Origin of the sequence: Rhizobium sp. Root491 (genome assembly GCF_001427205.1) — a bacterium.
Lineage (GTDB): Bacteria > Pseudomonadota > Alphaproteobacteria > Rhizobiales > Rhizobiaceae > Agrobacterium > Agrobacterium tumefaciens.
The window spans coordinates 219,362-245,289 of the sequence record NZ_LMFF01000017.1; the positions used below are offsets into that span (position 1 = coordinate 219,362).

Annotated in this window: 19 protein-coding genes and 1 pseudogene; 6 read left to right on the plus strand and 14 right to left on the minus strand. The window is 56.2% G+C overall.

All coding sequences use genetic code 11. The annotated features are described in order from the left end of the window. Nucleotides 1–363 precede the first annotated feature (363 nt). From ASD46_RS27200 to ASD46_RS21165, 9 genes and pseudogenes are all read right to left on the minus strand, one after another. Nucleotides 364–1,060, minus strand: a 697-nt coding sequence (locus ASD46_RS27200; RefSeq protein ID WP_156390099.1) for a HEPN domain-containing protein, incomplete at its 5' end; no start/stop codon positions are given. Nucleotide 1,061: 1 nt separating this feature from the next. Beyond that, a pseudogene (locus ASD46_RS27845) lies at nt 1,062–1,542 on the minus strand (nucleotidyltransferase domain-containing protein); the annotation flags it as partial. 572 nt (nt 1,543–2,114) lie between these two features. Then, nucleotides 2,115–3,334, minus strand: a protein-coding gene (locus ASD46_RS21130) for an IS3-like element IS1312 family transposase (RefSeq protein WP_156390085.1) whose coding sequence is annotated in 2 segments (ribosomal slippage) — nt 2,115–2,992 and nt 2,992–3,334 — 1,221 coding nt in all. Because the reading frame shifts where the segments join, the coding sequence is not laid out codon by codon here. Nucleotides 3,335–3,537: 203 nt separating this feature from the next. Further along, a complete protein-coding gene (locus ASD46_RS21140; RefSeq protein WP_060642630.1) occupies nt 3,538–3,855 on the minus strand; it encodes a hypothetical protein in 318 nt (105 codons plus the stop codon). Between the two features lie 168 nt (nt 3,856–4,023). Then, the gene (locus ASD46_RS21145; protein ID WP_060642631.1) at nt 4,024–4,257 is read right to left on the minus strand and encodes a hypothetical protein; all 234 of its coding nucleotides are present in this window, start codon (nt 4,255–4,257) and stop codon (nt 4,024–4,026) included. Continuing rightward, a complete protein-coding gene (locus tag ASD46_RS21150; RefSeq protein WP_060642632.1) occupies nt 4,254–11,582 on the minus strand; it encodes a hemagglutinin repeat-containing protein in 7,329 nt (2,442 codons plus the stop codon). Before ASD46_RS21150 ends, ASD46_RS21145 begins: the two co-directional genes overlap by 4 nt. A gap of 36 nt (nt 11,583–11,618) precedes the next feature. Next, on the minus strand, nt 11,619–12,071 hold the full coding sequence (locus ASD46_RS21155) for a hypothetical protein (protein ID WP_060642633.1): 453 nt from the start codon (nt 12,069–12,071) through the stop codon (nt 11,619–11,621). 18 nt (nt 12,072–12,089) lie between these two features. Further along, nucleotides 12,090–13,970, minus strand: a complete 1,881-nt coding sequence (locus ASD46_RS21160) for a ShlB/FhaC/HecB family hemolysin secretion/activation protein (protein ID WP_060642634.1) — start codon at nt 13,968–13,970, stop codon at nt 12,090–12,092. Nucleotides 13,971–14,349: 379 nt separating this feature from the next. Beyond that, on the minus strand, nt 14,350–15,153 hold the full coding sequence (locus ASD46_RS21165) for a hypothetical protein (protein ID WP_060642635.1): 804 nt from the start codon (nt 15,151–15,153) through the stop codon (nt 14,350–14,352). 140 nt (nt 15,154–15,293) lie between these two features. Between ASD46_RS21165 and ASD46_RS21170 the strand changes: the two genes are divergently transcribed. Then, on the plus strand, nt 15,294–16,361 hold the full coding sequence (locus ASD46_RS21170; protein ID WP_060642636.1) for a linear amide C-N hydrolase: 1,068 nt from the start codon (nt 15,294–15,296) through the stop codon (nt 16,359–16,361). A 92-nt stretch (nt 16,362–16,453) separates the two neighbouring features. On the opposite strand, the gene ASD46_RS21175 is transcribed toward ASD46_RS21170, so the two are convergent. Next, a complete protein-coding gene (locus ASD46_RS21175; RefSeq protein WP_019567030.1) occupies nt 16,454–16,981 on the minus strand; it encodes a dihydrofolate reductase family protein in 528 nt (175 codons plus the stop codon). 46 nt (nt 16,982–17,027) lie between these two features. On the opposite strand from ASD46_RS21175, the gene ASD46_RS21180 reads away from it, so the two are divergent. The 4 genes from ASD46_RS21180 (at nt 17,028) to ASD46_RS21195 (ending at nt 19,374) form a co-directional block, all read left to right on the plus strand. Beyond that, on the plus strand, nt 17,028–17,597 hold the full coding sequence (locus ASD46_RS21180; RefSeq protein WP_060642637.1) for a TetR/AcrR family transcriptional regulator: 570 nt from the start codon (nt 17,028–17,030) through the stop codon (nt 17,595–17,597). 164 nt (nt 17,598–17,761) lie between these two features. Then, on the plus strand, nt 17,762–18,361 hold the full coding sequence (locus ASD46_RS21185) for a superoxide dismutase (RefSeq protein WP_060642638.1): 600 nt from the start codon (nt 17,762–17,764) through the stop codon (nt 18,359–18,361). A gap of 102 nt (nt 18,362–18,463) precedes the next feature. After that, on the plus strand, nt 18,464–18,799 hold the full coding sequence (fdxA, locus tag ASD46_RS21190) for a ferredoxin FdxA (RefSeq protein ID WP_060642639.1): 336 nt from the start codon (nt 18,464–18,466) through the stop codon (nt 18,797–18,799). A gap of 11 nt (nt 18,800–18,810) precedes the next feature. Beyond that, complete coding sequence (locus ASD46_RS21195) at nt 18,811–19,374, plus strand: flavin reductase family protein (protein WP_060642640.1); 564 nt, start codon at nt 18,811–18,813, stop codon at nt 19,372–19,374. Nucleotides 19,375–19,559: 185 nt separating this feature from the next. Here ASD46_RS21195 and ASD46_RS21200 read toward each other — a convergent pair whose 3' ends face one another. From ASD46_RS21200 to ASD46_RS21215, 4 genes are all read right to left on the minus strand, one after another. Further along, nucleotides 19,560–20,516, minus strand: a complete 957-nt coding sequence (locus tag ASD46_RS21200) for a hypothetical protein (protein ID WP_060642641.1) — start codon at nt 20,514–20,516, stop codon at nt 19,560–19,562. Nucleotides 20,517–20,615: 99 nt separating this feature from the next. After that, entirely contained in the window at nt 20,616–22,301 is a 1,686-nt protein-coding gene (locus ASD46_RS21205) for an ABC transporter permease (RefSeq protein ID WP_060642642.1), read from the minus strand. Then, the gene (locus ASD46_RS21210) at nt 22,298–23,383 is read right to left on the minus strand and encodes an ABC transporter ATP-binding protein (RefSeq protein WP_060642787.1); all 1,086 of its coding nucleotides are present in this window, start codon (nt 23,381–23,383) and stop codon (nt 22,298–22,300) included. Before ASD46_RS21210 ends, ASD46_RS21205 begins: the two co-directional genes overlap by 4 nt. Before the next feature lie 117 nt (nt 23,384–23,500). Then, on the minus strand, nt 23,501–24,493 hold the full coding sequence (locus ASD46_RS21215; RefSeq protein ID WP_013762397.1) for an ABC transporter substrate-binding protein: 993 nt from the start codon (nt 24,491–24,493) through the stop codon (nt 23,501–23,503). A gap of 294 nt (nt 24,494–24,787) precedes the next feature. Here ASD46_RS21215 and ASD46_RS21220 point away from each other — a divergent pair, with 294 nt between their 5' ends. Beyond that, entirely contained in the window at nt 24,788–25,921 is a 1,134-nt protein-coding gene (locus ASD46_RS21220) for an ROK family transcriptional regulator (protein WP_004431088.1), read from the plus strand. Nucleotides 25,922–25,928 lie beyond the last annotated feature (7 nt).

Genomic DNA, 25,928 nt, shown 5'->3' on the forward strand with positions numbered 1-25,928 from the left:
ATGACGGCCTATGTCATCGACGCCAAAGGTCTTGTTTCGAACCGAGGCAGGTCCATAAGCCGCATCCCGTGGACTTCATTTCGGTTCATCTTCACTATACGAGTGGCGTCGGCACCACTGGGTTACCAGTCTACAGCGCGTCTGCGGACGCTTATCGCGGCAAGCGCCAGCAGCGTTAAGAAACCTGGGTGATGTAGACAAGCGAGCCGCGACCGAAACCTGTTTGCTCGAGGAAATGACGGCCACCCATGCCGACCAAAACGAGACGATGAACAGGATTGAAAGAATAGGTTGTACCCTGTGGTTCATCACCCTGCGGTGGCTGCGACCTGAGCTCAAACGAGTTTGTGCTACGGGTGAAGCTCAGTCGCTGGCGTTCGCGGCCTGTTCGAGCTTTTCGATGTGCTCGCGGCAGAGCGTCTCAACCAGCTTGTGAAGTTCCGCGGTCCGCTCCTGAAGCCAGGTGAGCGCCTCTTCGGAAACCTCGAAACGCTTCGAATAGCGTGCCTTGACGTAGGCCTCATTCAGGATGTTGTACCATGTGGTAAATCGCTGACGATCGCGCGGCCAGATGTCAATCAAACGGTGATCACGACCTTCGGAAAGTCCACGCAGGAATTTGAGATTGTGCGACGCAGGCGAATAGTTTGTCAGTGTCAGCAGGTAGCAGTTGTAGGCGCTCTCCACTGCCTGATGGAGATTGAAGGCCGCTAGGTGCAGGTTACCTTTCGCAACGAGATATTTTGCCACATCAGCGAAATCTCGCGCATCCGGGAAGTGCCGCAAAAAATGATCTTCTGCCACCCTGAGTGCATCGGCAGGGCTGAGTTGTTTCGCCTCTGCGAGCGGCCGATCGTCGAATTCGTAAAGAACAACACCTTCGCGGGCGAGATCAACGAAGAAGTATTGGCCATCATTTAGGAAATTACTGATTTCGCGAGCGCCGTGCACGATGAGGCCCACGGGCGTCTCGATCTCCTTGTCCCACATCAGCCGGTCTGTTGTCTTGTCCCAGTATTTGGGATCGGCAAGTTCCTTGTTGCTGACGATGACGAGGATANTGGCAACCTCATATGCCTGTTGCCCCGTGAGGCTTTTCGGCTCGGCGAGTTCCCTATCGTCGAGTTCGTAGAGAGCAATGCCATCACGTCGGATATCGCTGAAGAAATATTGCCCTTCCTGCAGGAAATTGCTGATCTCCCGAGCACCATGGACAATGAGGCTCACGGGCGTCTCGATCTCCTTGTCCCACATCAGCCGGTCTGTTGTCTTGTCCCAGTATTTGGGATCGGCAAGTTCCTTGTTGCTGACGATGACGAGGATATCGAAATCCGAGCGATAGCCTTTCGACGTATGCGGTTCATCCACCCAGGTGCCGCGCGCGTAAGAACCGAACAGAATGATTTTGAAAATCCGTCCATCCTTCTTGGCGTCCGACTTCGAGCGCTCCACCAGATCAGCAAACTCTTCCTGAATAATTCCGACGACGCGCGCGAGCTCGCGTTGCTTTCGTTCTGGCAAATGTTCAAGGCTGGTCTTCATGTCTGCTCCGTTTCTGGACGGTATCCTGTATGGGCCATTGCAAAGTTCTTTGAAACTCCGATTTTTGGTAGCCACCAAGCAAATGCCTGCCGTCTTCGACGATGCACATTCGATCCTGGGGGCAACCGGCTCTGATCTGAACCGAGCGGTTAACGTTACACGGGCACGATCACTACATGGATCCTCCCGCTGCAACTGCCCCAGTACAAACGCCCCAGGCAAAACCTTCCGACGCGTCGACTGCGCCCTCTCCTGTTTGTCCCAGTCGCGCCTCCGGGCGAGCTCCCAACCTTTCGGCAAGTCGTGCGCCGGAACGAATTTCTGGCACCAAACTGATATATCTCGCAGATTGTCTGCCATCTCGCGGTATCCTACCTAAATACGCACAACATTGGTGGGGCAAACGCCACTTTCGCCTCAAAAGCCGAACGGTGGTTCCAGCGCGGTCATTTCGTAATAGCATCTCATGCTAGGTGGAAATTCTGCTAGTATCAGACGTTCCATTTCCAACAACCGCCTCGCTTCGAGTCGAAAAAAGTTACCTGGAGTTGCCCCATAAAAACCGGACAGGATCAGATTTCTGTTTGACGGTTTAAGAACTCGCGCGGTGAGCGATATCCCAAAGCTTTGTGCGGGTGAAGCGTGTTGTAATGCTCGAACCACAATGGCAGTTGGGCGATGACGGTTTTGGCGTCCGGAATGGAATTGACCGAGACGTAATCGCGCTTGAACGTCTTTACGAAGGCTTCAGCCATTCCGTTGGACTGTGGGCTGCGGACCGGCGTCGTGCGAGGCTCCATCCCGATATCCAGCAGCAGCGATTTCGTGTCTGACGCAATGAAGCACGATCCATTATCAGTCAGCCATTCGATGGGCTTAGGAAGGATATTGATGCGGCCGAAGCGGTTTTCGACGGCCGTGATGACAAGGTCCTGAACGTCTTCGCTTTTGATGCCTTCAGTAGTGGCGACATGGGCAATTGCCTCGCGATCACAGCAGTCGAGCGCAAAGGCAACGCGGACCTTTTCTTTGTTATCGCAGCCGATTTCGAAACCGTCCGAGCACCAACGCAAATTCGATTGAGCGACAGCGACACGACCATCGTGGCGACGGCTATCAATGGCTCCAGTATGGCGTTCGAGAAGCAGGCCATGCACCTTCATCACCCGATAAACGCGTTTGACGTTCGGCCATGAGCGGCTTTCCCAACGGGCTTTACGGCGTAGAAGCGCATGAACCCGGCGGTATCCATAGGGTGGCATCTCGGAGATGATCGCTTTGATTTCATCGACGAGATCATCATCCGCAAACGGCGGCCGACCACGGGCTTTGGAAGGACGCTGTCTCACCCGCTCCGCCATGTTTGACCGGGCAACACCAAAAGTCTCGCACACGGCCGTCATCGGGAACTTCCCTTCGGCAATGACAGCGAGCGCAACAGGTGTTTTTTTGGGCCGGTGGCGATATCAAGCGCCTCTTTGAGAATCTCGCCTTCCATCGTCTTCTTGCCGAGCAGACGCTGTAGTTCTTTGACCTGGTTTTGAAGGGCGCGATATTCGGATGCTGGAACGACATCTTCCTCGGCAGCAGTTGCCGTCAGAGCTCCTTGGGTGGCAAGCTTACGCCAAGTGAATAACTGGTTCGGCTGGATACCGTAACGCCGAGCAACGATGCTCACGGTTGCGTCCGGCTCATATGTTTCCTGAATAATGGCGAGCTTCTCTGCCGTCGACCAGCGACGGCGGCGCTCAGGGCCGGACAGGACTTCTATCTTAGGACTGTGACTGGTCATAATGGGCACATTACCTCGCACACTTGTTAAGTGGGAGATCGTGTCCGGATATTTATGGGGCCATTACAGTCGAAAAAAGTTAGCTCGCATATTACTTCACCATTTTTCAACTGAATATGGCGGACTACCAAGGAAATTTTAATGCTGTTCCGTATGCTATTAGATAATTTAACTGACAAAAACTCATCGGGATGCAGCCATATTTAGCGAGACTTGCAATTTAATTTGGCATTGCTTTTCAGACCCATTTTGTATTCAGAAATACTTATCTTATCAAAGACGTCGATCTGTTTTCCAGAAATTTCTATATGGCAAACAGTCATGCCGTTCACCTGCAAATTACAGGTGCGATAGTCTTGAAGCTCGTAACCACTCAAATAATAAGCGCTTTTAACGGCTCCGATTTCTCGACGAAGCAAATCCAGCACTCCGGGATCGCCTCCGTCTTCCAGAAGATAACGAGCCCCTTCCTGAAGCTCCGTTTTACACCGTTCTTCAACTGCGCTACCGATCGATTTCATTCGCTCAGTTTTCCGATTGGGTTTCTAGAAATGATTCCACACCGTTTTCGCGTGCCGTCGTAATTAATCACGCTGGCACGAGCCGACTGCACGGAGGTCGACTTCCTGCTCCTCGGCCCAAGTGTTTCCGTGTTGGTTGAAATGGGACGAAATCTCCGATGGTTTTTACTACAATGATTTAACCTCTTTGATTAGGCTTAAAAATTCGGTTTCACTTAGTTCAAACTCTGGCCCCTCCTCCATTGCCATTAATGTGAGGATTATGCCGTCCATTTTCGGTGTAAGTTCCAAGCCATGTTGCTGATAAATGCGGGTTGCTAGTCTCGAAACTCTCGTCGGATTGAAACCACCAAGCAGTTCCCTCTCAAACATTACAGCTAATTCGCCAGGTGCCAGTGTCATTTCCATCCTTCCAGTTCTGCCCCCGTTGGAGGATAATGTTGTGCGTTTACCGGTCTCCCATCAATGCTCTTGGGATGAACTCGAATGACTTTCCCTGAATGATCGTAGCTTTCCATCCACTGCCTTGTTGAGCCTGTGGAGGGATTATACTCCGTGACAAACGATGCACCGCGCGTGGGGCCGTCAGTTCGCGCTTGAACTTCCTGCGTATAGTAACGAACTCTACCATCAGGCAGCGTTTTTGTGACGACAGCTGACTGTTGTGCTTTCTGCAAGCCTGACAATTTAGCCTTCAGCGCAGCCTGGGCATTTGCGTTGCTTGCAGCGGATGTACCTGATGTCGTGCCGTTTTGGTTATTTGTAGCCTCACCAGAGATTTGACCAGCGTTGCCCTTCGGCCCCGTAGCTCCAAGCTTTTCAGCAATGCCAAATGTGAGAACAGCGATGGCTGCGTTGACAATTGACTGATTAACAAAACCCTTGAGAGCCGCCTGGACGGAATCCGGATATTGCGCCAGCAACTCGATGGTCTGAAGACGTTCGGCGTAGACGGCTGCGGCGAGATCCTGACTCGACAAGCCACCGAAGCCTCCATTGACCAGCCGCCTTTCCATGTCGGCATAGCCGCCCGGAACCATGGATGAAGGGTCCATGGGGTTGGCAGGGTCACGCAGATACTCGACAGCTTTCAGCGCATCGGTGATGGTGGCAACGCAGGCCGGACTTGTCCGGTTAGCATTACAGGAATCCGCAAGAACCGTATCGCGGTGCGTATCAAGCTGATCCCAATATCCAATCTGCTCCTGCAGCGCTGCGATTTGGGTGTCTGTACAGGTGTTTGCCGCCTCGCATTTTGCAAGCTGCTCCTTCGCTTTTTCCCGGGCCAGTTGTTCATTGTGATATAGATAATTGTACTGATATTCCGCAGCTCCGTATGCCGCGCCTTCTCCGCCGCCCACTGCCGCGCCGACCCCGGCGCTCAAACTTGCGCCGATCAACGTGGCAAGTATCTGCTTGTCCTGATCGGACATACTGCTGTCCTTGAGCATGCCCTTGACTAGGTCCGCAATGGCTGGCGCCATGAGCGCCGATGCGGTACCGCCAAGCGCACCCCTGAGCGCCCCTTCCCATCCATTGACGCCGCCAAGGATACCGCCTCCGATGGCGTGAAGTAGGGCTCGACCTGCACCACCTTCATCCCAAAGATCACGTTCGGCCTGAGTCGTCGCGTTGTTGTAGAAACTGGAAGCAATATCGCCGGCCAAACCAGCCATTGTCTTCTGCGCTTCCTGGAGATCGGCCTGCGTTTTGTATTGCTGACGCAGAATGTGTTCGAGATCTGGCAAACCGGGTAGTGAGGTGTTGGTATTGGCGGTATCGCGCCGGATCGTGCCAATGTCCTGCTTCTGGTTGTCCTGATCGGTAATGGTGATCGGGATGTTGCCGCCGATCGCCGAATAGGCCTTGCCGGTCTCGCTCTCGCCAGCCTTGACCGGCGGTGCGATGGAGAGGCCGCCAGTACCAATCGAGCCGCCATAGGTTTCGGCTTTCCAGCTTGAATGCGTATCGATGTCGGTGGCGTCAAGAGTGCCAGTAGAGAGGTTGTTGCGTCCGGAGCCAGCCTCGCTGGTAATTACTCCACCGACAAGGGAAGTGTGCTGCTCAATGTTAAGATCGATGCCACCCGTTCCGGCGCGGATGCCGGATTGCTCGGTAACGACCGCCGCATCGCCTTTGGCCTTCTGCGTGGAGCCGGAGACGCCAGTGTTTCCAAAGCCGATCTGGCCAGACGCATTGAGCTGATCCGCCTTTGCCGTGGCCGTATTCACCTGGCTTTCGATCGTCAGGTTTCTGACCTCGGCGGTGACCGAGTTGCCGGCGACGGTCGCGCCCTTGAGCGCCAGATCATTGGTGACAATGGTCACATCGCCAGTGCCGTTGACATGTGTATTGGTATGGCTGGTTGCGGAGGTGGTGGAACCGCCCTTGCCGTAAGAACCGTTGACACCGACACTGGCATTGCAGCCGCCCGACGTCGTGCAGCCCATATTGATGCCGGCGCTTGCACTCCAGGACTTGTTTGAACTTGCCGCGTCAGATGTGCTTTTGGCCGCGTTGAGATTGATGTCACCATTCTCTGCGGACAGGAAGATGTCGCCGGTCAGCTCATCGGAAGAGATGACCGGCAGGCCGTCCTTCCCGTAGCCGGCGAGGATCTGTGCTCCCTCGCTTGTTATATTACCGTTTTCTGCCTCGATGTTGATGGAGCGACCAGCACGAATATCGGTGACGACAGGCGTGGAGAATGAAGAAGAAGCGCTATTCTCCTGGTGGCTGACGCCGGCATTGATACCCACGTTGAAGGACAGGCCCTTGCCCGCGGAAAGGTCTGACGAGACGCCCTGCAGATCCTTATAGGCCTGATAGAAACCAAGGCCGGCAATGGCGGTATTTGTGATGGCGTTGACCCCACCGCCGTCCGACAGCCGTTCGGCCGAGCTCATGATGCTCTGGGCGGCCTTGCCAACCTGGCTGGACACGGAAACCGTAACTCCGGCAAAGGTTTTCTCGTGCATCTCCTGATAATTGGTGCGGTCTTTGGCCGAGAGGAGATTGATGTCATTCCCGGCAAAGAGGTCGACGTCACGTCCGACGGAGGCTGTTGCCGCCTGCAGATTGACGTTGTTTCCTGCGGAAACAAGGAGGTCACGACCGGCAGTGAGAACAGAGACCGCGTTCGTGTTGGTCTGCTGCTCCTTACTGTCTTTGGTCTTCTGTACTCCGAGACCCACCGAGAAGCCGCCACCGCCGGAGGAGACGCTGATACCGAAGCCCGAGCGTTTTTCCTTCTCCTGTGACGAGGCACTTTCTGCCCCGGGAGTGATATTGACATCACGGGCAGCCTCCAGCGCAATGTCACGCCCTGCCATGGTGGACGAGCCGATGACATTCACGTCGTTCTCGCGTGCCGTGAGCGTGACATCGGTTCCAGCGCTGAGCGCGGAGCCAACGTTGAGGGTAGACGACTGGCTCTTTTCTTTCTGCTCCTTGCCCCAGAGCGAAAGGAAGCCACCGCCAGACCCCGCAAACAGACCGGATTTCTTGCTGCTGCTTTCCAGCGCATGCTGCTCCTCGGCCCCGATCACGGCGACGCTGTCACCCGCGACGCTGATCGCATCGCCTGCCGTTATGTTCGAGCCGGCGATGACAGCGTTGCCGCCAGCATCCAGTTTGATGTTGCCAGACGCGGAAAGCTCGGAGCCGACTGTCGCTTCGTCGTAGTTGTACTGCGTGGAGCTTTTCTTGGAGAGGAAACCCTTGGCTGATGAACTCTGCTCGAACTCCGCCGTATTCTTGCCCGACGCGATCAGCAGATCTCCACCTGCGCTGACGTTAATATCGGCTTTGTTGGTCTCATCGCCGGCAGTCACCGTCGAGGCCGAGAGGACGGTATCTCCACCCGAAGTAATGGCCACGCCCTTCCCGCCGCTGACCGATGATCCGACGACGGTCTGCGTTTCCGTGTGGCTCGTCGTCTGTTTGCTTCCGCCGAACAGACCGCCCTTTTTCTTATAGGCGTAGTCAATCGTGGTAGTGTCGACAGCTTCGGCGATCGTCACATCACCGGTCGCTTTCAAGCCAACGGTTCCATCGGCGGCAATCGTGCTGCCGATGACGTTGAGGTTGCCGCCTGCATTGGCTGAGACCGAACCGCCCGCGGTGATCTCGGAACCCTGGCTGGTGGTTCTGACAACCGTCGTCGAACTCCGCTTGTCGCGCAATGTGCTGGTTGTCGACCTTTCAGTCACGGAGATATTGATGTCTCCATTCGACGTCAGGCCGAGATTGCCACCTGCATTCACCTTCGCATTGGCCAGCAGAATGCTCTCGTTCCCCTTCAGCGAGGCATTGCCACCCGCCGTGAAGGTGCCGCCGATCGCCGCGATCGACGAACCGGAAACAGTCAGATCACCAGCCGATGCAATCATGCCTGATGTTGCAAGCAGGCCAGTATCGATTGTCACCTGATTGCCGGCGATCAGCGCGCCCGCAGAATTCAATCTTTCCCTGTCATTGGCGGCGAGATGTAGTACCGGCGCAAGAACGGTCGTACCGTGCACCGTCTGCCACTCATATACGACGACGGATTCGGTGAGGCTGGCGATCTCCTCAGCCGACAGCGGTTCGCCAAGCGGGCGCTGCTGCGCTCCCAGATAGGCAGCGCCGTTATCAAGGAGCTGCTTTATCTGAGCGATCGAATCCTGCCCGGTAAAGCCGGAACCCGTCGCCAGTCTGAGCTGCTGCTCAATATATTGGTTCTCGAAATAGGCGTCCCCAAGGAACTGGATCTGCCGGTCCGGCTGGTAGCCGATGCGGCCAAGGAAATAGCTCGATCCATAGAATTTCGAGACATCGAGGAAGGCGGCACGCGTTTCATAGAGGAACGTCTGACCGGGAATGGTGCCGCCAAAGCCACCGGACTGCGGGGTTGCAACGGAGCCGAGTGTGAACAGCGCACCGCTTGCGGTCATGCCAGCGAGCAATCCGGTGGGATCGCTCGAAGGCGCAGGCGCTGCCACAGCGACATGGTCGGCGATCGTACCTGCTGCGGCGGTATTGTTAACGGCACCAAAACCGGTAATGCTCAGCGCTCCGCCAGAGCGGATCTCCGCGGGAACACCGCCGATCGCCTCGACACTTTCCACGGTCCGTCCCGGCCCGATATCCTTTGACGCATCCCCCGTTCCAAAGGGACTGGGACCAGGCATAGAGACCTGCCATGAGCTCTCGTGGCCTCCAGTATCGCCCGTTGTCTTCGTTTCCTGCCACTCATAGATGACATCGGGAAAATACTGGCAGCCGCCTTGTTGGTTGCAATTGAGCGAAGTGGTACGCTGCAATTGCAAACCGAGATTGTTCAGCGTGCCGGAGCCAACAAGTGTCATGCCGGAGCCGGCTTCGATGTTGCTATAGGCATTGGTAAGATCGACGGTATCGACAAAAAGCGTATTGCCCGCCTCGATTGTCGCTGCGGGGCTACCAGCCGATGTGAGACGGTCTTCAGTCACATCACGATAGACATGGCGAATGGGCGCACCAATGACGAACTGCTTGCCAGCAAAAGAGACGGGAGATGAACAATCTCCACATTCGCGTGCATAATAGGTGTCATAAGCCGACACGAGTGCGTTTGAGATTTGCTGGCTCGTATAGGTCGGAGCCACGCTTTTCTCGTTACGCAGATTTGCCGTCAGGATCGAGATATTGCGACTAGCGGAAATTAGACCTGAACTGTTGACCGTAGCAGCGTTGCGCGCGCCAGAAGCACTTCCAGCAATTGTGAGGTCACGACCTGCGACAATCGCCCCCTGATCATTGGCAAGCACGCCGCCCACGAAAAGTGCCGCGTCGTTACCGGCATAGATGAGCCCCGTGGCGGTGTTGGTGAGGTTGCCAGCGATATTGAGGGTAAGATCATTGCCAGCAGCCAACTGACCGGCGTTGGCAAGTTGCGAAAGCGACAGCGTCAGATTATGGGCCGCAAGAATATTGGTGACGTCATTTGCAGTGAGGCTACCCGCTTGGATCGCGATGTCACCTGACCCCTGAACGGAACGAGCTGTGCTGCTCGCGGTGACAGCATTGAGCCGCGCACCCGTCAGATCTGTCGTTCCAGATGAGGTGAGATCAATGCCACCTGACGTTAGCGTGCTGTTGGTGAGATTAATATTATTGGCATCGATGTAGAGCGTGCCGGATGTGGCAAGTCTGCTCCTGTTATTGGAAAGGTCGGCATTTTGCTGCCTGATCCTGATGTCGCCCCCGGCGGCCGTGCGTTTATCGAAGCTGATGACACCATTTGTCGAAGACAGCAAAACGTCTCCGTTTGCCTCCAGACTGTCATAGCGGATGTCGCTGCCAGCCGAAGCCTGCAAATTCCCTTCTGCAAGCACGAGCCCGGAAATCCCGAGATGAAGGCCGGAAAGCAGCGCCAAATCGCCTTTCGAAAGCAGCGAGCCCGCTGTGATCGCGCCTGAAGCCGCCGTTAGCGACATCGCCGTGCCAGACTGGGCCGTGCCGCTGATGGCAATGGAGCCAGCCCCGGACCACAGCGAAACGGGTCCGGTAGCCGACGCGTCGGCCAAGGCAATACGCCCATCTGCCAGAAGGTTGACTGCACCACTGGTCCCGAGAGTACCGGCGACATCTATGAAGCCGGCCCCACCATTGATCAGAATATCCTCTTCAGCACCGATCGAAGCGACCTTGGTGTCCTTGCCCGCCTTAACCGACACCGACTTTTTCGAGGTCAGACGACCAGTTGAAACACTTCCCTTAGAGGAAATGTTCACACCGTTATTGCCAGAGGCATTGCCGATCGAGATTTTGCCGTCGGCCGACAGCGAGAGCTCCCCGGCATTGGCGGCCATGTCTCCGCGCATGCGAACGCCAGCGCCCTTTTCCGTGACGACCATCTTGATACGGCCGGCCTGCATGGCCCCGAGTGCTGAACCGTCGATTGCGTATTCAGGTGTTCCGGAGGTCGCATCAAGTGGAGTTGCATCCCCCGTGGCATAATCGAACTTGCTCTTGCCGGCCGTCAGGCGCAAATCCTCGCCATAAATCGTACCGTCAATATGGATGGTGCGGGATACGATATCGAACAGATCGACTCTCCCGTCCCCTGTCGCAAAATTCGCGCCCTTCGGACCAAACGTGACGTCTCCGCTATTGACCGTGAAGCCATTGAGACGTCCATCAGCGCCGATGTCAGGCACACCCGTCGTCAGCGTGGCGCGTGGCGTGTTGATGAAACCGCAGCCGTCGCAGGTGATTCCGTTCGGATTGGCGATAATGACGTCGGCGCGGCCGCCGAACACTTCGGTCGGCCCGACGAGAGAACTGCGATTTTGCGACGTCACCTCATTGAGGATGACCGTGGCAGCACCCCTGCCTTGAAGGTTTGGATTGCCAGGTGTCGCGGCACCCAGCTTCGACGTACCGATCTCACCATTGTAGTTGTTGAGAATAACGCCCGGCGTGCCGACGTTGAAATTGTTGTATTTGTTGTGCGACAGACCCTGGCTGTTGGGTCCGACGATATCGATGAGCGGCACGCCGTTCGGAGCAGCCCCTATCCCGGGGCGATTTGCAAAAGATCCTCCAACTTCCGGCGATATGTCCTGTGCGTGAAGAAGCACTGGCTGAAGCACGAGCGTAAAACTGACAACGGTGGCAATGATTTTTTGAGCCAGCGTCCCGGCATTGGCGAACAATGCGAGGTCGGTTGTTTTGCGTGGAAGACGCTTAAACTGTGATGTCATTGTTGTTCGCCTCTCGTGGCAGACGGAATTTGGGGCTTAGCGGTCTTTTCTGCTCGTGTCGGCCTGGGACGGCTTGGCGTCGAGTTTCTTGTAGACATCCGCCAGCTTCGACTGCGGGGCCGGGCATTTTTTGCTTTTGGCAATCTCGCCAAGGACCTGATTGCGGTTACGCAATGCGTCGATCTCCAGTTTCTCTGGCGATTTCGGATCCATAAAGAAAAGAGCCGGCCAAAACAGAAGAACACCTGTCGCACCGAGGACGACGTTTTTACCCTTCGCATCGGATCGTTCTTTCACCGTTGCCAGGACCTGCCGTTCGTTAGCCTCGAATTCGCGCTTGATGCCGGCGCAATCGAAAGCGCTGTCGGCAGGGTTTGTCGAGGCAACCGGATGCGCTGCCCGGCCACCGCAGCCGGAAACGACACTGGCAGTCGCCACCAGCGCGAATACGACAGACAATTTGGGGGCGTGAAAAGAAGATCTGACCATAATATTCTCTTTTGAAGCCTACCAGCGTGCCGTCACGCTGGCGAAAATGAGATTGCCGCGTCCGTGACTGACGCTGCTGGAAAATGCCTGGGAGTAGCCGAAATCGGCACTGATGTTTCCGCCAACGAGTTTCGCACCAACGGTCCAACTCGCGAGATAGCCGTCTGGAAAATCGAAGCGATGCTGCGAGAACACGCGGCCATAATCGAGGGCCATGTAGGGGCGTAATTCGCCCAGAACGGGCGCCAGACTTGTGCCCTCCCATGGCATTGTCCGCCAAACCAGTTCGTTGCGGCTGAAAAATCCGTTGTTACCGAATATGACGCTTTCCCTTGAGCCCCGTACATTGCTGGAGCCACCAAGCCCGATCTGTTCTGCGCCAAACATGTTATCGGGCGAATATTGGGCATTGAGGAGCGTCGTTAATTCGAACCGCTGGCCAGCCGCCTCGAACGGCCGCGTCGCGCTGACGGTAGTGTTGAATTTCAAAAACCGGGGATCCGCCGTGCCCGCCCCCGGCTCTCCGGCCTCCACGGCGTCGAAGAGATCAAGACCCTTATCAAGGGCAAAATCGAGAGCGATGACGCCACCCAGAATTCTCTGTGAACGCGACAAGCCCAGACTGCCAATCGTGTATCGACGGCTTCCCACCTCAATTCGATTGCCGAGAAGAAAGTTGTCGGTCTGCTTGTAGGTGAGACCGCCTCTGAGCGTCGTGATAGAATCCTTGTCGCGCAGAATGACGCGATCTATGCCAAATCCAACCTGACCGGAATTGCCCGAGGTTTCGATCGGCCCAAAATTGCCGGGAATGGTGCTGTTATATTCGTACCAGGAGCCATTTGTTGAAAACGTCCAGTATCCATAAGGTATGCTTGTATTAACCGAATAGCTGTTGCTGTGCCCGCGGCCATCGTCGTCCCAAGGATAATCCGGGCCGCTCCGACCGTAGGAGAACCCCAACTGATCATTGATGCCCAACAGGTCGTCGAAGCCGACGGAAACATTGGTCTGGGAGTAACCGGTACTCTCTTGACCGAGGTTGTTGTTGGAAATGCTCGCGTACCAGCGCTTGCGCGGCTTGTTCTCGACGTTGAGGATGGACGTGCCGTCCTCTTTGCCCGGCAACATGGAGGTTTTCGCGTCGTTCGATGACAGGCGGTTGATCTGGTCCAGCCCCTGTTCAATATCGCGAATATTGGCGACCTCACCCTTCACGCCGGGAAAAGCCGTCGCGAATGCGCCGTTTCTCGCGACCGGGTGGCCATTAAGGTAGATATCCGAGATCCTACCCTCGACGACGACCAGCCGCAGCAATCTTGTTCCGGCAATATCCTGTGGGGGAACATAAGCGCGCGAAGTCACAAATCCCTTGTCCAGATAAAGGTCGGTGATGGCCTTGAGCAACGTGGTAATATCCGCAACGCCGACGCAGCGATTGTCGTAGCGCTTCGTGACTTTTCCGACCGCAATGGCGGACAGACTTGCAGCACCTTCTATCTCTACACGCGAGATATTGAAGCATGGACCAGCGGACTTCGCGCCGCCTCCTGGCGCTCGGCTCTCACGACCAGCGACGCCATCAGGAGTTATCTGTTTCAGGTTTTCAAGCCGCTGCAACTGCTGTTGCTGGTCCTGCCGGCGGGAAAAATCATCGGCGGGCGACTGTGCAGTTGCCTGCCCTGACGCGAGCAGGTTTGCAAAAATCGCAATGGCAAAGGTTCGCTTGAAACCATTCGCCGCGCTCCTCGGGGAATTGGCTGAGATTTGAGCGGCCGGCACAATTGCGAGACAAAAGTCAGGAGAGACTAGCCGTCGGAAACCAGGAATGAAAGCAGCAAGTGGCATATTTCGGAGGCCTGCATTTGAAATGAAGTTTGTCGCGGCAATGCCGCCCATGCTTCACTCTGCAGCTGTCCTTGCTGTCGATCCCCTACCGGGTACATAGATCAGTTCATCTGATCCAAGAAGCGTTAAAGTAGTAACTTTCTTTACGAGACGATAGTCTTTAGTCATTTTCTGAAAGAACCGTACACATTAGAAATTCACGAAATAATCAATCCTGCCAACACCATGGCATGGATATTATTTTTCATCCGTGAATTTTAAGCGCGACCCGCCAATTTCATGCCCTTTGGTTCTTCGAGTCAAATAACAACCAGAAGTTACTGCAATGCGCATCTCCCTGCAAGACCGAGATGAAGACCAAAGTTAAGGAGAAACTAAAATTGTTTCTGGGATGGGTGTGAAAAGGCGATGAGACTCGCGACAACAGTCACTAGAACCGGTACGTCAACCCGACAACCGGTCCACTCAGCCGTGAATCGAAGACATAACCATCGCGCGAGTAATCAACGTCGAGCACCTTATAGCCTGCCGAGACCGACAATGTGTCGGTAAAGATGTAGTTCACCGTCGCGAGTGCTGACCAGGTGAGATCGGAACCCGCGCCGAAACCGCCGATATCCACCTGCCCCTGAACGGACAGCTTGTCCGTGAGGCTGAAAAATGCGCGCGCGCCGATGACGGGGTCCACCCAGCCGAAACTCTCCCTATGACTGGCGGAAACGCTGCCGATCAGTGGGTGGCTGGCAGTAACCGCAACGTCATTGGAAATATGCCAGAAGCGCCCGCCGGCAAGCGCGTCGAGAGAAAATCCGTCCGCGTCGATAAGACGATAACCCGCCTGCAGTGTTGCCATGAATTCCTGTGTGTCGACAGTCGCATCAATGGCGGCACCGGCCGGCAAGGTTGGCAAACCTGGAATTTGCAGCGCAGGCAGCGGACCGGCTGCCTTGCTGTCGGTGGTATCGACATACATTAAATCGCCGGAAAGAACGAAACGGTCGTAACGTCCCCAGATGTTGAGAAACCCACCGAAATTGAGATCATCCATGACATCTGAAAAGGATTTCTCCACATGGAGGGTCGGGGCACGCTGGAACGGCGACACGTTGCCATTCAAGCCGGTCGCCCAGAGATAACCCGTCGCCTGAAATGCCCAGTCTGGTGCCACATCAACCGGCGCGGGTGTGGCAACAACGTCGTCCGCAGCTGTGGCCGCGGTTGCGGAAAAAGCCATAAGGGCCGAAAAAATTGGTAATTTTAGCAATGCCTTCCCCCCCGACAATCGTCCGCAGCTAAGCCTATTTGACTTCCGGCAACAAGTCCGATTTTCTATCATACGCTGCATCTTGTGCCGCGAACACCGGAGGCTTTTCCATGCACCTGAAGACCTTGCCGATTTTTTCCGCCTGCACCGCCGCGATATTGTCTGTCGCCACACTGACGACATCTGTGGCCGAAGCCTGCACGCGCTTCGTCTATCTGGGCGAAAATGATCAGGTGATGACGGCCCGGTCGATGGATTGGAAGACGGATGTCGGAACCAACATCTGGGTATTCCCGCGCGGCATGGAACGCGCCGGCGAGGCCGGGCCGAATTCGGTCAAATGGACCTCGAAATACGGCAGCGTCATTGCTTCAGGTTACGATATTTCGACGACAGACGGCATGAATGAGGCAGGCCTTGCTGCAAATGTTCTCTGGCTGGTCGAGTCGAGCTATCCCGCTTATGACGGGAAATCGCCGGGCCTCTCCATCGCCGCCTGGGCGCAATATGCGCTCGATAATTTCGCAACGGTGGACGAGGCCGTCAGCGCGCTCGAGAAGAACCCTTTCACCATTGTCACCGACAATGTTCCCGGCGAAGAACGTCTGGCGACCTTACACCTTTCCCTTTCGGATGCGACCGGTGACAGTGCGATCATCGAATATATTGACGGCAAGCAGGTCATCCACCACGGTCGTCAATATCAGGTCATGACCAATTCGCCGACCTTCGATCACCAGCTGGCGCTCAACGAATATTGGAAGCAGATCGGCGGCACCGTCATGCTGCCGGGCACCAATCGCGCCGCGGACCGGTTCGCCCGGGCTTCATTCTACGCCAATGCCATCCCCAAGAGCGAAAATCCGGTCGAGGCGATAGCCAGCGTCTTTAGCGTCATCCGCAATGTTTCCGTTCCCTACGGTATCACCACGCCGGACCAGCCGAATATTTCCTCTACCCGCTGGCGCACGGTGATAGACCACAAGCGCAAGCTCTATTTCTTCGAATCCGCATTGACGCCGAACATCTTCTGGATCGACATGACAAAACTCGACCTTTCGAAAGAGACGGGTAAGGTCAAGAAACTCGACCTGGGCCCCAATCAGATGCAGATTTATTCGGGGATGGCGAATGACAGCTTGAAGGACACCAAGCCTTTTAAGTTTCTCGGGCTTTGACGGCGGAAACCGCGCAGTTAGGCCGGGAGCAGCTGGCACGGTCTGTATCGACCATTCCTCGCCACCTCACTAACATCATGAACCCGAGAGCATCACGAGAAGCGGTAGTGCAATCGAACGCAGCCCTTTTCGATTGCCGTTGCGCTCACGAGAGTGGGACTGGCCCGATGCCCGGTGAGCGGAAAAAGGGGCTCACCTGAGCCAAGGATTTCCGGGATGACATAAATCTCGATCTCATCCAGTGCATCACGCTCCAGAAAGGCCATCTGCAGCTTTCCGCCGCCCAGCATCCAGACATCGCCATCATCGAGTGCGCGCAATTCCTCGATCAACGAGCCCACATCGCTGCGCGCCTCCAGAGGTCCCTTGGGGCCCTCGATCGGCCTTGAGGTGACGACGATAACGCGTTGATCTCCGTAAGCCCAGGGCGCCTGTTCACCGGCGATGAAATCATAGGTCGCCCGCCCCATGACCACCGTTCGAATTCCTTTCAGGAAAAGGCGATAATCGTGTTCGCCGAGGTCCATATCATCATATTTGTAGAGCCAGTCCAAGGAGCCGTCTCCAGAAACGATCCGCCCGTCCAGACTCGCCGCGATATATCCGCGAATGACCGCCATATTATCCTCCTTGATTTATAAATGAATATACGTTTATATATATGTCATGCCAAGACACAAGTCGGTTTCAGATGATCAGGTGCTGGATGTCCTGCTGCCCCTCATGTTGCAGACAGGCCCCGACGGGCTGACTTTTGCCGCAGCCGCAAAGGCCTGCGGCCTATCTGCGGCAACCCTGGTGCAGCGTTACGGCAAGCGCGAAGACCTTGTCGAAACCGTGCTTCTGCGCGCCTGGGACAAGCTGCAGGCGGAAACGGAAACAGCCGATGAGGAGGAACCATTGACGCCGCAGGGCGCCATATCCCTTCTCATGCGCCTCATGCCCCCCGAAGCCGCAGAACAAAACGCCAGTGACGGGTTGCTGCTGCTGAGAGAAGACATTCGCAATCCACAGCTGCGCGCGAGAGGAGCACTCTGGGGACACACCCTCGCCCAGGCGCTTGGCTGCCGCCTTACCCACGACAAGGCTAGAGAGGAACGGCTTGGCTGGCAGATGGCCGCCTTGTGGCAAGGCGCACATACATGGTGGGCATTCGTCCGCGGGGAAGATGCGAACTCGGCAATTCGCAGGGCACTCGAAGAATGGGTCGCCGCGGTGAACGTCGACGAGCGATAATCCGCGCCATCGTGGCGCATGTTTCATAAGCCCGCCAGTTCGTGGATTTATCCCCCGAAAAACCGCTTGACCTCAACTGTGATTGAGGTCCTAGAAGTATTGTCACCTTGTTTTCGCAAGGCTTTTTCCATGCTCTTGAGCAAACAGTGACAAAGGAATACCCCATGGCTTTCCAGCTTCCCGACCTCCCCTATGCCCATGATGCGCTCGCCCCTTCTGGCATGTCCGAGGAGACGCTGAAGTTCCATCATGATCTTCATCACAAGGCCTATGTCGACAATCTCAACAAGGCGATATCAGGCACCGAATGGGAAAACAGCAGCCTCGAGGAGATCGTGCGCGCCACCTATGAAAAAGGTGCGGTCGCGCAGTCCGGCATCTTCAACAATGCCTCCCAGCACTGGAACCACAATCTCTTCTGGGAAATCATGGGGCCACAAAAACATGCGATTCCCAAGGTGCTGGAAGATGCGCTGACGCAGTCTTTCGGCTCGGTGGCGCTGTTCAAGCAGAATTTTGCCCTCGCTGGCGCTTCGCAATTCGGCTCGGGCTGGGCGTGGCTGGTGGCGGATACCGATGGCACACTGAAGATCACCCGCACGGAAAACGGCGTTAACCCGCTGTGCTTCGGCCAGAAGGCGATTCTCGGCTGCGACGTGTGGGAACACAGCTATTACATCGATTTCCGCAACAAGCGTCCGGCCTATATTGAGAACTTCCTCGACAATCTGGTGAACTGGCAGGCAGTGGCCGCCCGCCTCTGATTTGAGCCCCACCGAGCCGACCGGTCTCGCTGCCATGGGGGCGACCGGGTCAGGCGCAGCCGGACAGCCGCCGTCCGGCTGCAACTCCATGCGAGCATCCCCATGTCCTATGTCGTCACCGAAAACTGTATCGCCTGCAAATACATGGACTGCGTGGAAGTCTGCCCGGTCGAATGTTTTTATGCAGGCGAGAACATGCTCGTCATTCACCCGGATCAATGTATCGATTGCGGCATCTGCGAGCACGAATGTCCGGCCGCGGCAATCCGGCCGGATACCGAGGCGGGTCTGCATGTCTGGCTTGACCTCAACCGCCACTATTCCGGCATCTGGCCGCGCGTGCACCAGAAAAGAACGCCGCCTGATGATGCCGACATCATGAATGGTGCTGCGGCCAAGTTTTCCATTTTTTCGAAGAACCCGGGAGCGGGCGGTTAGCCCGGCACTGCATGTCTCATAATTTCATGCTGATCGATGGTGGTGTGGTCAATCACGCGCATGTCCCGCTGAAAGCACCCCCCTCTCCGACAATCTCGCCGCGTGAATTCAAGGACGCTATGGCGAGCCTCGTCTTCACCGTGGCCGTGGCCACGGCCTCCCATGCGGGCGAGCGGATCGGACGTACGATCACGTCCTTCATGCCGCTCAGCGCCGAACCGCCGCTTCTAATGATCTCCATCGATGCCAGCAGCCGTATGGTCGATCTTGTCGCAGCAAGCCGGCGCTTTTCAGTCACGACGCTGTCCAGAGGGCAGGAGGAGATCGCCGATGTGTTCGCCGGAAAAGGAAACCTGCCGGACCGGTTTTCCGTCGGCCACTGGGATGTCTGGCCGTCGGGAAGCTCAAGGCTTGCTGACGCGCTGCTCTCGATGGATTGCGAACTCGTCGGCTCCATTGATGCCGCCGACCACATCCTGTTTGTTGGATCGATCATCGAAGCGAGCTTCGATCCGCTGCGCAAACCCTTGCTCTGGAGTGAACGCAACTATCTAGGTACGGAGGTAAGCCGTTAGCTAAACCATAGACTTACCTTCCCATGATCTCATGTGCGCAGCGTCTTTCTTCGCCTTCAAGGGCAAGGCCTTTCGAATTGGGGGCGATAGCGGACGACAAACACTGCCAACGAGCGGTGGAATTTTCGCGGTTGTCACTTCGAAAGACGGACAGCTTCGAAATACTTTTCGGCGCGGATATCTCTTCACCGCGCCTTCATGCACACCACGGTCCTGTCGTCGCTGAATTCGCTCGATGTTGACCCCTTCACCGACGGGTACTCGTTGATCTTGTGAAAATCTGCCGTCTCGACGCGGGCAAATTCCGCTTCCCAGTCAGCGACATCGGTTCCAGCCGGCAGAGACAGATAACCGTCGGAAAAGATTTCAAGGCTCACAAGCGTGTCCTTGGCGATGCTAAGATCGACCGTCCCCTCTTCTATGACCGTTCCGCCATTGACCGAGGCGTATCCCAGTACGTGTCCCTGCCTGTTTGCGAATTGCGGCTGGACGCGAATTCCTCCCATCAGAAATTCCTCGACTGCTTCGATATCGCTCTCAAGACCGCTCATGTGGGCTGCGGCAATGACAACATTCTTCGCCTCCTGCGCAGTCATGATGCCGTTTTCGACAGCGGAACGCAGGCCGGAAAAGATGGTCGCACGCGTGCGTGCCTCGGCTGCATCACCATCCCTCAAAGCGGCAAAAAGCTGTTTGAAGACAAGGATGCGCGCCGATGTACTTACCTTGTCTATAAGCTTGGCATGCTGCAGCAACCGGGAGCCGTTGATACGCACACCGGAATCGCCAGCCAGAAGCAGGCGGAAACTGTCTCCCAGGTCGGCAACAATTGCCAGGGTTGTCGACGGTGGATGGCTGGCATTGATGCGCTCGGCCTCCTGCTTCAAGATATCGCTGATGTTCTGAAAAAGCTTGGGCGCGGCAATTTTTTCCAGCGTGCCATCGAGGCCCATTTTCGCCACGGCATTTGCGGCAGCGAGTGCTGCGATACGGCCCGAGCTCAAGCCGCCGTAACTTGCACCGGTCGGGTCGGTCGCACCGTCAAAAACGGCCAGAACCCGTCCCGGTATGATCAGTGCCACATCGTCCCCGGGCGTTGCGGCGTTCTTGTATTTCGATTGCGAAAAGCTCGCGATATTCATCGTCGTGTATTCCTTGCAGAGGGAGGCTGGGCAGAGGGAGGCTGGCGGCGACACGTATGTCGCCGCTACTGCAGGCTTTTGGTGAGGGCTGGTATGGTTTCAGACGAAAGAGGCTTCTTTGTCTTCCGAGAGGCGGAACACGATGAAGACGCAAAGTCCGGTGCTGACCAGAAGGACGGTTGAAAGCGCCGCAGCCGTGCCAAACTCGCCGTCAATCACCTGAACATAGATGAGAACCGGCATGGTAATCGTTCGTGCCGTGTAGAGGATCAGCGTCGAGGACAGCTCGTTGATAGCCGTTATGAAGCTCATCAGCGAACCGATGATGAGACCGGGCAGCATCAGCGGCACCGTCACCGACACGAAGGTCTTTGCCGGCGAAGCCCCGAGATTGACCGCAGCCTCCTCGATGGACGGTTTGATCTGCCTGAGGATCGATGTCGTGGAGCGGACGCCGTAAGGCAGCCGGCGGATAAACACCAGGACGATGATGATGAGCGCCGTCCCAGTGATATCAAAGGGTGGATAGCGGAACGTCGTGACGTAGCCGATCGCCATGACAACGCCGGGAATGAGGTAAGGCACCATCAGCAGAAGATCGAGCGAGCCGGAGACCGCATTGTCGCGTCGCACCACGATGAACGACAGCAGGCCGGAAACGATCGCAATCAGTACCACGGCAGCCAGTGCAAACGTGAAACTGTTGGCAATCGCCTGCGGTGAATCACGAAGGATACGGGCATAGCTGTCCAACCCGAAGCCGCCGGTGAAGACGGGACCGCTGGTTGCGAGGAACGAGGTGTAGATGACCGTGAGCGACGGAAGCATGGCGATGAAGACGACCAGATAGCAGAAGCCGTGCACGATGAACGACTTCAACGGGCGCATGGACTGCTTTACCGGCCTGTTGGTCAATGAACTGGCGTAGCGGCGCTTGGCAAGAATGTGCCGCTGCAACAGAAGTGCCGCCATCGAAATTGCAATCATCACCATGGAAATCGTAACCGCCATGGTCGGCGTACCGGCCATTTCGGAGGTGTATTGTGCATAGGCGATGGTCGAAAGCGTTCTGATGCCCTTGCCGAGGATTGCCGGCGTTCCGAAGTCGGCGATGGACAGCACGAAGCAGATGATCGCGCCGGTGCTGACTGCCGGAAAGACCAGCGGCAAGGTGATCTTGCGGAAACGCTCGAACGCCGTGCAGCCGAGATTTTCCGCCGCGTCCTCATAGGACTTGTTGATGGTGTTCAGCGCGTTCTCCGTCATCAGGAAGATGTAGGGAAAGAACTTCAGGCTGAAGACCATCACGATACCCGGGATCCCGTAGATCGTCGGCAATGAAATGCCGGCGAAGGACAAGAGATTGGTGACAGCACCGTTGGCACCGAACAGCATAATCCAGGCATAAGCACCAATGAACGGCGGTGCGCACAGAACCAGAACCGCGAAGGTGGCAATAAAAGTGCGCCCCTTGATGCGATAACGGGAGGTGCAAAAGGCAAGCGGAATACCGAGAAGGCAGGCGCCCAGCATGCCCAGCACACCGATGAGAAGCGTATTCCAGAGTGCGACGGTATAAAAACGCCGTGTGAACACTTCCGCATAGTTTCTGAGACCGAACGCACCGGTTTTGGCATCGAAGAAACTGATGAAGAAGACGCTGAAAATCGGCAGGATCAGGAAGATCGCCAGCAGGATGACGGCAAATACCGTCACGCTTGTCCAAAAACCTGGCAGTCGCAGGCGGAAACCGCCGGGAGTTGCAGTCGCAGTCATATCCGTCATGACAGGCGCTCCCCGGTTACGCCCTCGCCGAACAGCTTCGCATCGGCCGCGCGCCAGGAGAAAGTGGTCTTCTGGTTGGGCTGCAGTGCAATGATCTCAGGCGATGGCTTGGTGATCGCCTCGATTTCCTCGCCCGACGAGAGAACGGCTGCAACGTTCATCTCACGCCCCGTGAAACTGACCAGTCTTATGGTCACGGGCAGTTCGATGCGCTCGTCACCATCGATCGCGGCAGGACCGACCGAAATCGCCTCCGGGCGGATGGCGGCGACGATCTTCCGCTGCGGGGAAATCGCACCCGCCTGCGGCAATGCGACCTTGTGGCCGGAAATGGATGTCTGTCCGCCTGCACGGTCAAGCGTCAGGAAGTTGTTTGCGCCCACGAACGACGCGACGAAGCGGTTAGCGGGATTGTTATAGACTTCCCAGGGTGGTGCCGCCTGCTGAATGACGCCGCCATACATGACGCAAACCAGATCGGACATGGCAAGCGCCTCTTCCTGATCATGCGTGACATAGACGGTGGTGATGTTCATGGCCTGCTGGATTTCACGCAGTTCCCGGCGCAGGTCCACGCGAAGTTTGGCATCGAGGTTGGACAGCGGCTCGTCCATCAACAGCACTTTCGGGTTGATGACGAGTGCGCGCGCAAGACCCACACGCTGCTGCTGGCCGCCGGAGAGTTCGTGAGGCATACGCTTGGCATAGGGAGCGAGCTGCACGACATCGAGAATCTTGCCGACCCGTTCGCGGATCTCGGCTGAAGACGCCTTGCGCTGTTTCAGACCGAAGGCAATGTTGTCAAACACCGAAATATGCGGAAACACCGCATAATCCTGAAAGACCATGCCGACATCGCGCTTATGGGCGGGCACATGTTCGATCGCCTGTCTTTCGATGCTGATGCTGCCGCTATCCTGCTGGTGAAAACCGGCAATCGTGCGCAAAAGGGTCGTCTTGCCACAACCGCTGGGTCCAAGAAGCGTAAAAAACGATCCGGAGGGAATGGAGATGTTGATGTCGGAGAGGGCAACGACATCCCGGTAACTTTTCTTGATGCTGGTAATTTCTACGGCGGCCATGTGCTGCTCCATGACATATCCTGCGCGGCACACGACCACGGTGGACGGAACGAAAATGCTGTTGTGAAAGAGGTAAGCAGGGGACGGTTGCCTGACGCACCGCCCCCGGCAATGTTCTTACTGGACGTCGAGCAGGATCTCGTTCCACTTTTCCATCAGACGCGAGCGGTTGTCCGCAGCCCACTTGAAGTCGTATTTCGCATCCGGAACATCGGACAGCGGAACGAGCGCCGAATTGGCAGGAACATCGGTTCTGACCGAGCGACGACCGGCTTTCACCACGACTTCCTGCGCTTCCTTGGAGACGATGAAATCGATGAAGGCCTTGCCGTTTTCGGCGTTCGGCGCACCCTTGACGAGCGCCATGCCGTCAGGCGCGATTGCCGTGCCTTCTTTCGGATAGACGATCTCTACCGGGGCGCTGCCAAGCTTGTAGCGCAGGGCGGCGTCTTCGAGCGTGATACCAACCGCCTGCTCGCCATCATTGACGAAACGCGGAACAGCGCCTGAAGAGGTGGAAAGAACGGAGTTGCCGAGAATGCCGGTATAAACTTCCCAACCCTTCTCCTCACTGTCGAAATCCTGCAAAACCGTCGCCATCTGGATATAGGCGGAGCCGGACTGATCGGCACGGGCCGAGGAAATCAGGCCCTTGTATTCAGGCTTGGCAAGATCGGCCCAGGATGTCGGAACCGGCGCACCTTTCAGCGCTTCCTTGTTGACGATGAAGGCCGTAACGACTGCGGTAAAAGGAACCCAGTTGGTGCTCGGCGAAAAGGCAGGGTTGATCGATGCTGCCTCGACAGGCTTGTAAGGTTCGAAGAGGTCGGCGGAAAAGTCGATGACGGTGCCATCAACGCTCCAGATCACGTCGCCAGCCGCCTTGCCGCTTTCCGCCTTGATGCGGTTCATCAGCTCGCCGGACCCGGCTTTGACAAGCTCGACCTTGGTGCCGGTCTTCTTTTCAAACATGGGCAGCAACTCATCCATGAGCTGCTGCGGCGCTGCCGAATAGACCACGACGGTACCTTCCGCATGGGCAAAAGCCGCACTGGCAAGGAAAGTTGCGCCAGCAACAAGGCGCGCGAAAATAGTGCATGATTGACGCATAAAGGGTGCTCCGTTTTTTTGTTCCCTGACTGGCAAGGCAGTACGACATAATTTCTTATTGATTTTGCGTGTCGCTACCCGCCGTCTGCTATTTATTTTCTTTACGTAAATTAATTAGTCAAGCTGCAATTTATCTTGAATACAAAAATCCAATATCCGTCTGAAAAAACTCAACATTTGAAGACAGCCGCGCTTAATCTGCGAACCTGAAAAGTCAGGACGTTCCGGAAAACAAGGTGCACAGCCACTGAAATTGCGCTAATCATCCGACTTAACTTCTCGTGGGAGACCTGGTTGATCGACCTCGGCTACAATGAACGGCGTCTGCTCGAAATCCTGCGCGGCAAGGGAGGTATGTCGCGCATCGAACTGGCGCGCGAGATGGATGTTTCCGCACCGACCCTCACCCGCCTGACGGCCAATCTTCTGGAATCCGGCCTGATCCTGGAAGCCGAGGAAGCGCGCAGCGACGGCAAACGGGGGAAGCCATCCACTGCCATCGAGATCAATCCGAACGGACTTTTCACGCTCGGGGTCTATTTCAACCCGGACGATCTGCGTGTCTGCCTGGCCGATCTCAACGGCACGATCAGGCAGGAAATCAGGTCCGAGCTTGAGGGACACAGTTTCGAGCATATCATGGAGATGGCCGAGACGGCCGCCCGACAGGTGGTTGAAAAGGCAAAGATCAAAAAGAAGGATGTGCTTGGCTGCGGCATCAGCTTTCCAGGCCACTTCAAACGTGATCGAGGCCATGTCTTTCGCATCAAGCAATTCGAGAGCTGGCGCGACATCGACGTGGACAAGGACTTCCAGCCCTATTTCGATTTCCCGGTCTTTCACGAAAATGACGGCAATACCGTCATCCTCTCGGAGCTGTATTACGGAGCGGGTCGAAGCATCCGCAATTTTGCGATGATCTGGCTGACATACGGCATAGGCGGCGCCGTTGTGGTTCAGCGCCATCTCTATCGCGGCACGAACGGCAATGCCGGCGAGTTTGGCGGCCTGTTTCCCAAATCCCATCCACGTCCCTCTGGACAGGACCTTTGCGACACGCTGGCCGCCCACGGAGTGGGCATCCGGCGTTTGAAGGATATTGATGAAAGCTATTGCGACCACCCCGCCGTGGTTGCCTGGCTGGAAAGGGCGACCGACCAGCTTCGTCTGCTGGCGCTGACGGTTGCCCGGACGATGGATCCCGGCGCCATCATTTTTGGCGGATCGCTACCTGACTGGGTTCTTGAACACATCGTGCAGCGCATCGGCTCGCTGGAAATGCTCGGCGAAGACTTTTTCGTCGAGCCACCTGAAATACGCAAATCGATGATGAGCGACCTGCCCCATCTCGGTGCCGCCAGCATACCGATCTACCGCGCCACAACGCCCAGCTATTATTCCGGCCGGGCGCTGAAGGGTTGGGCATAACCACCAG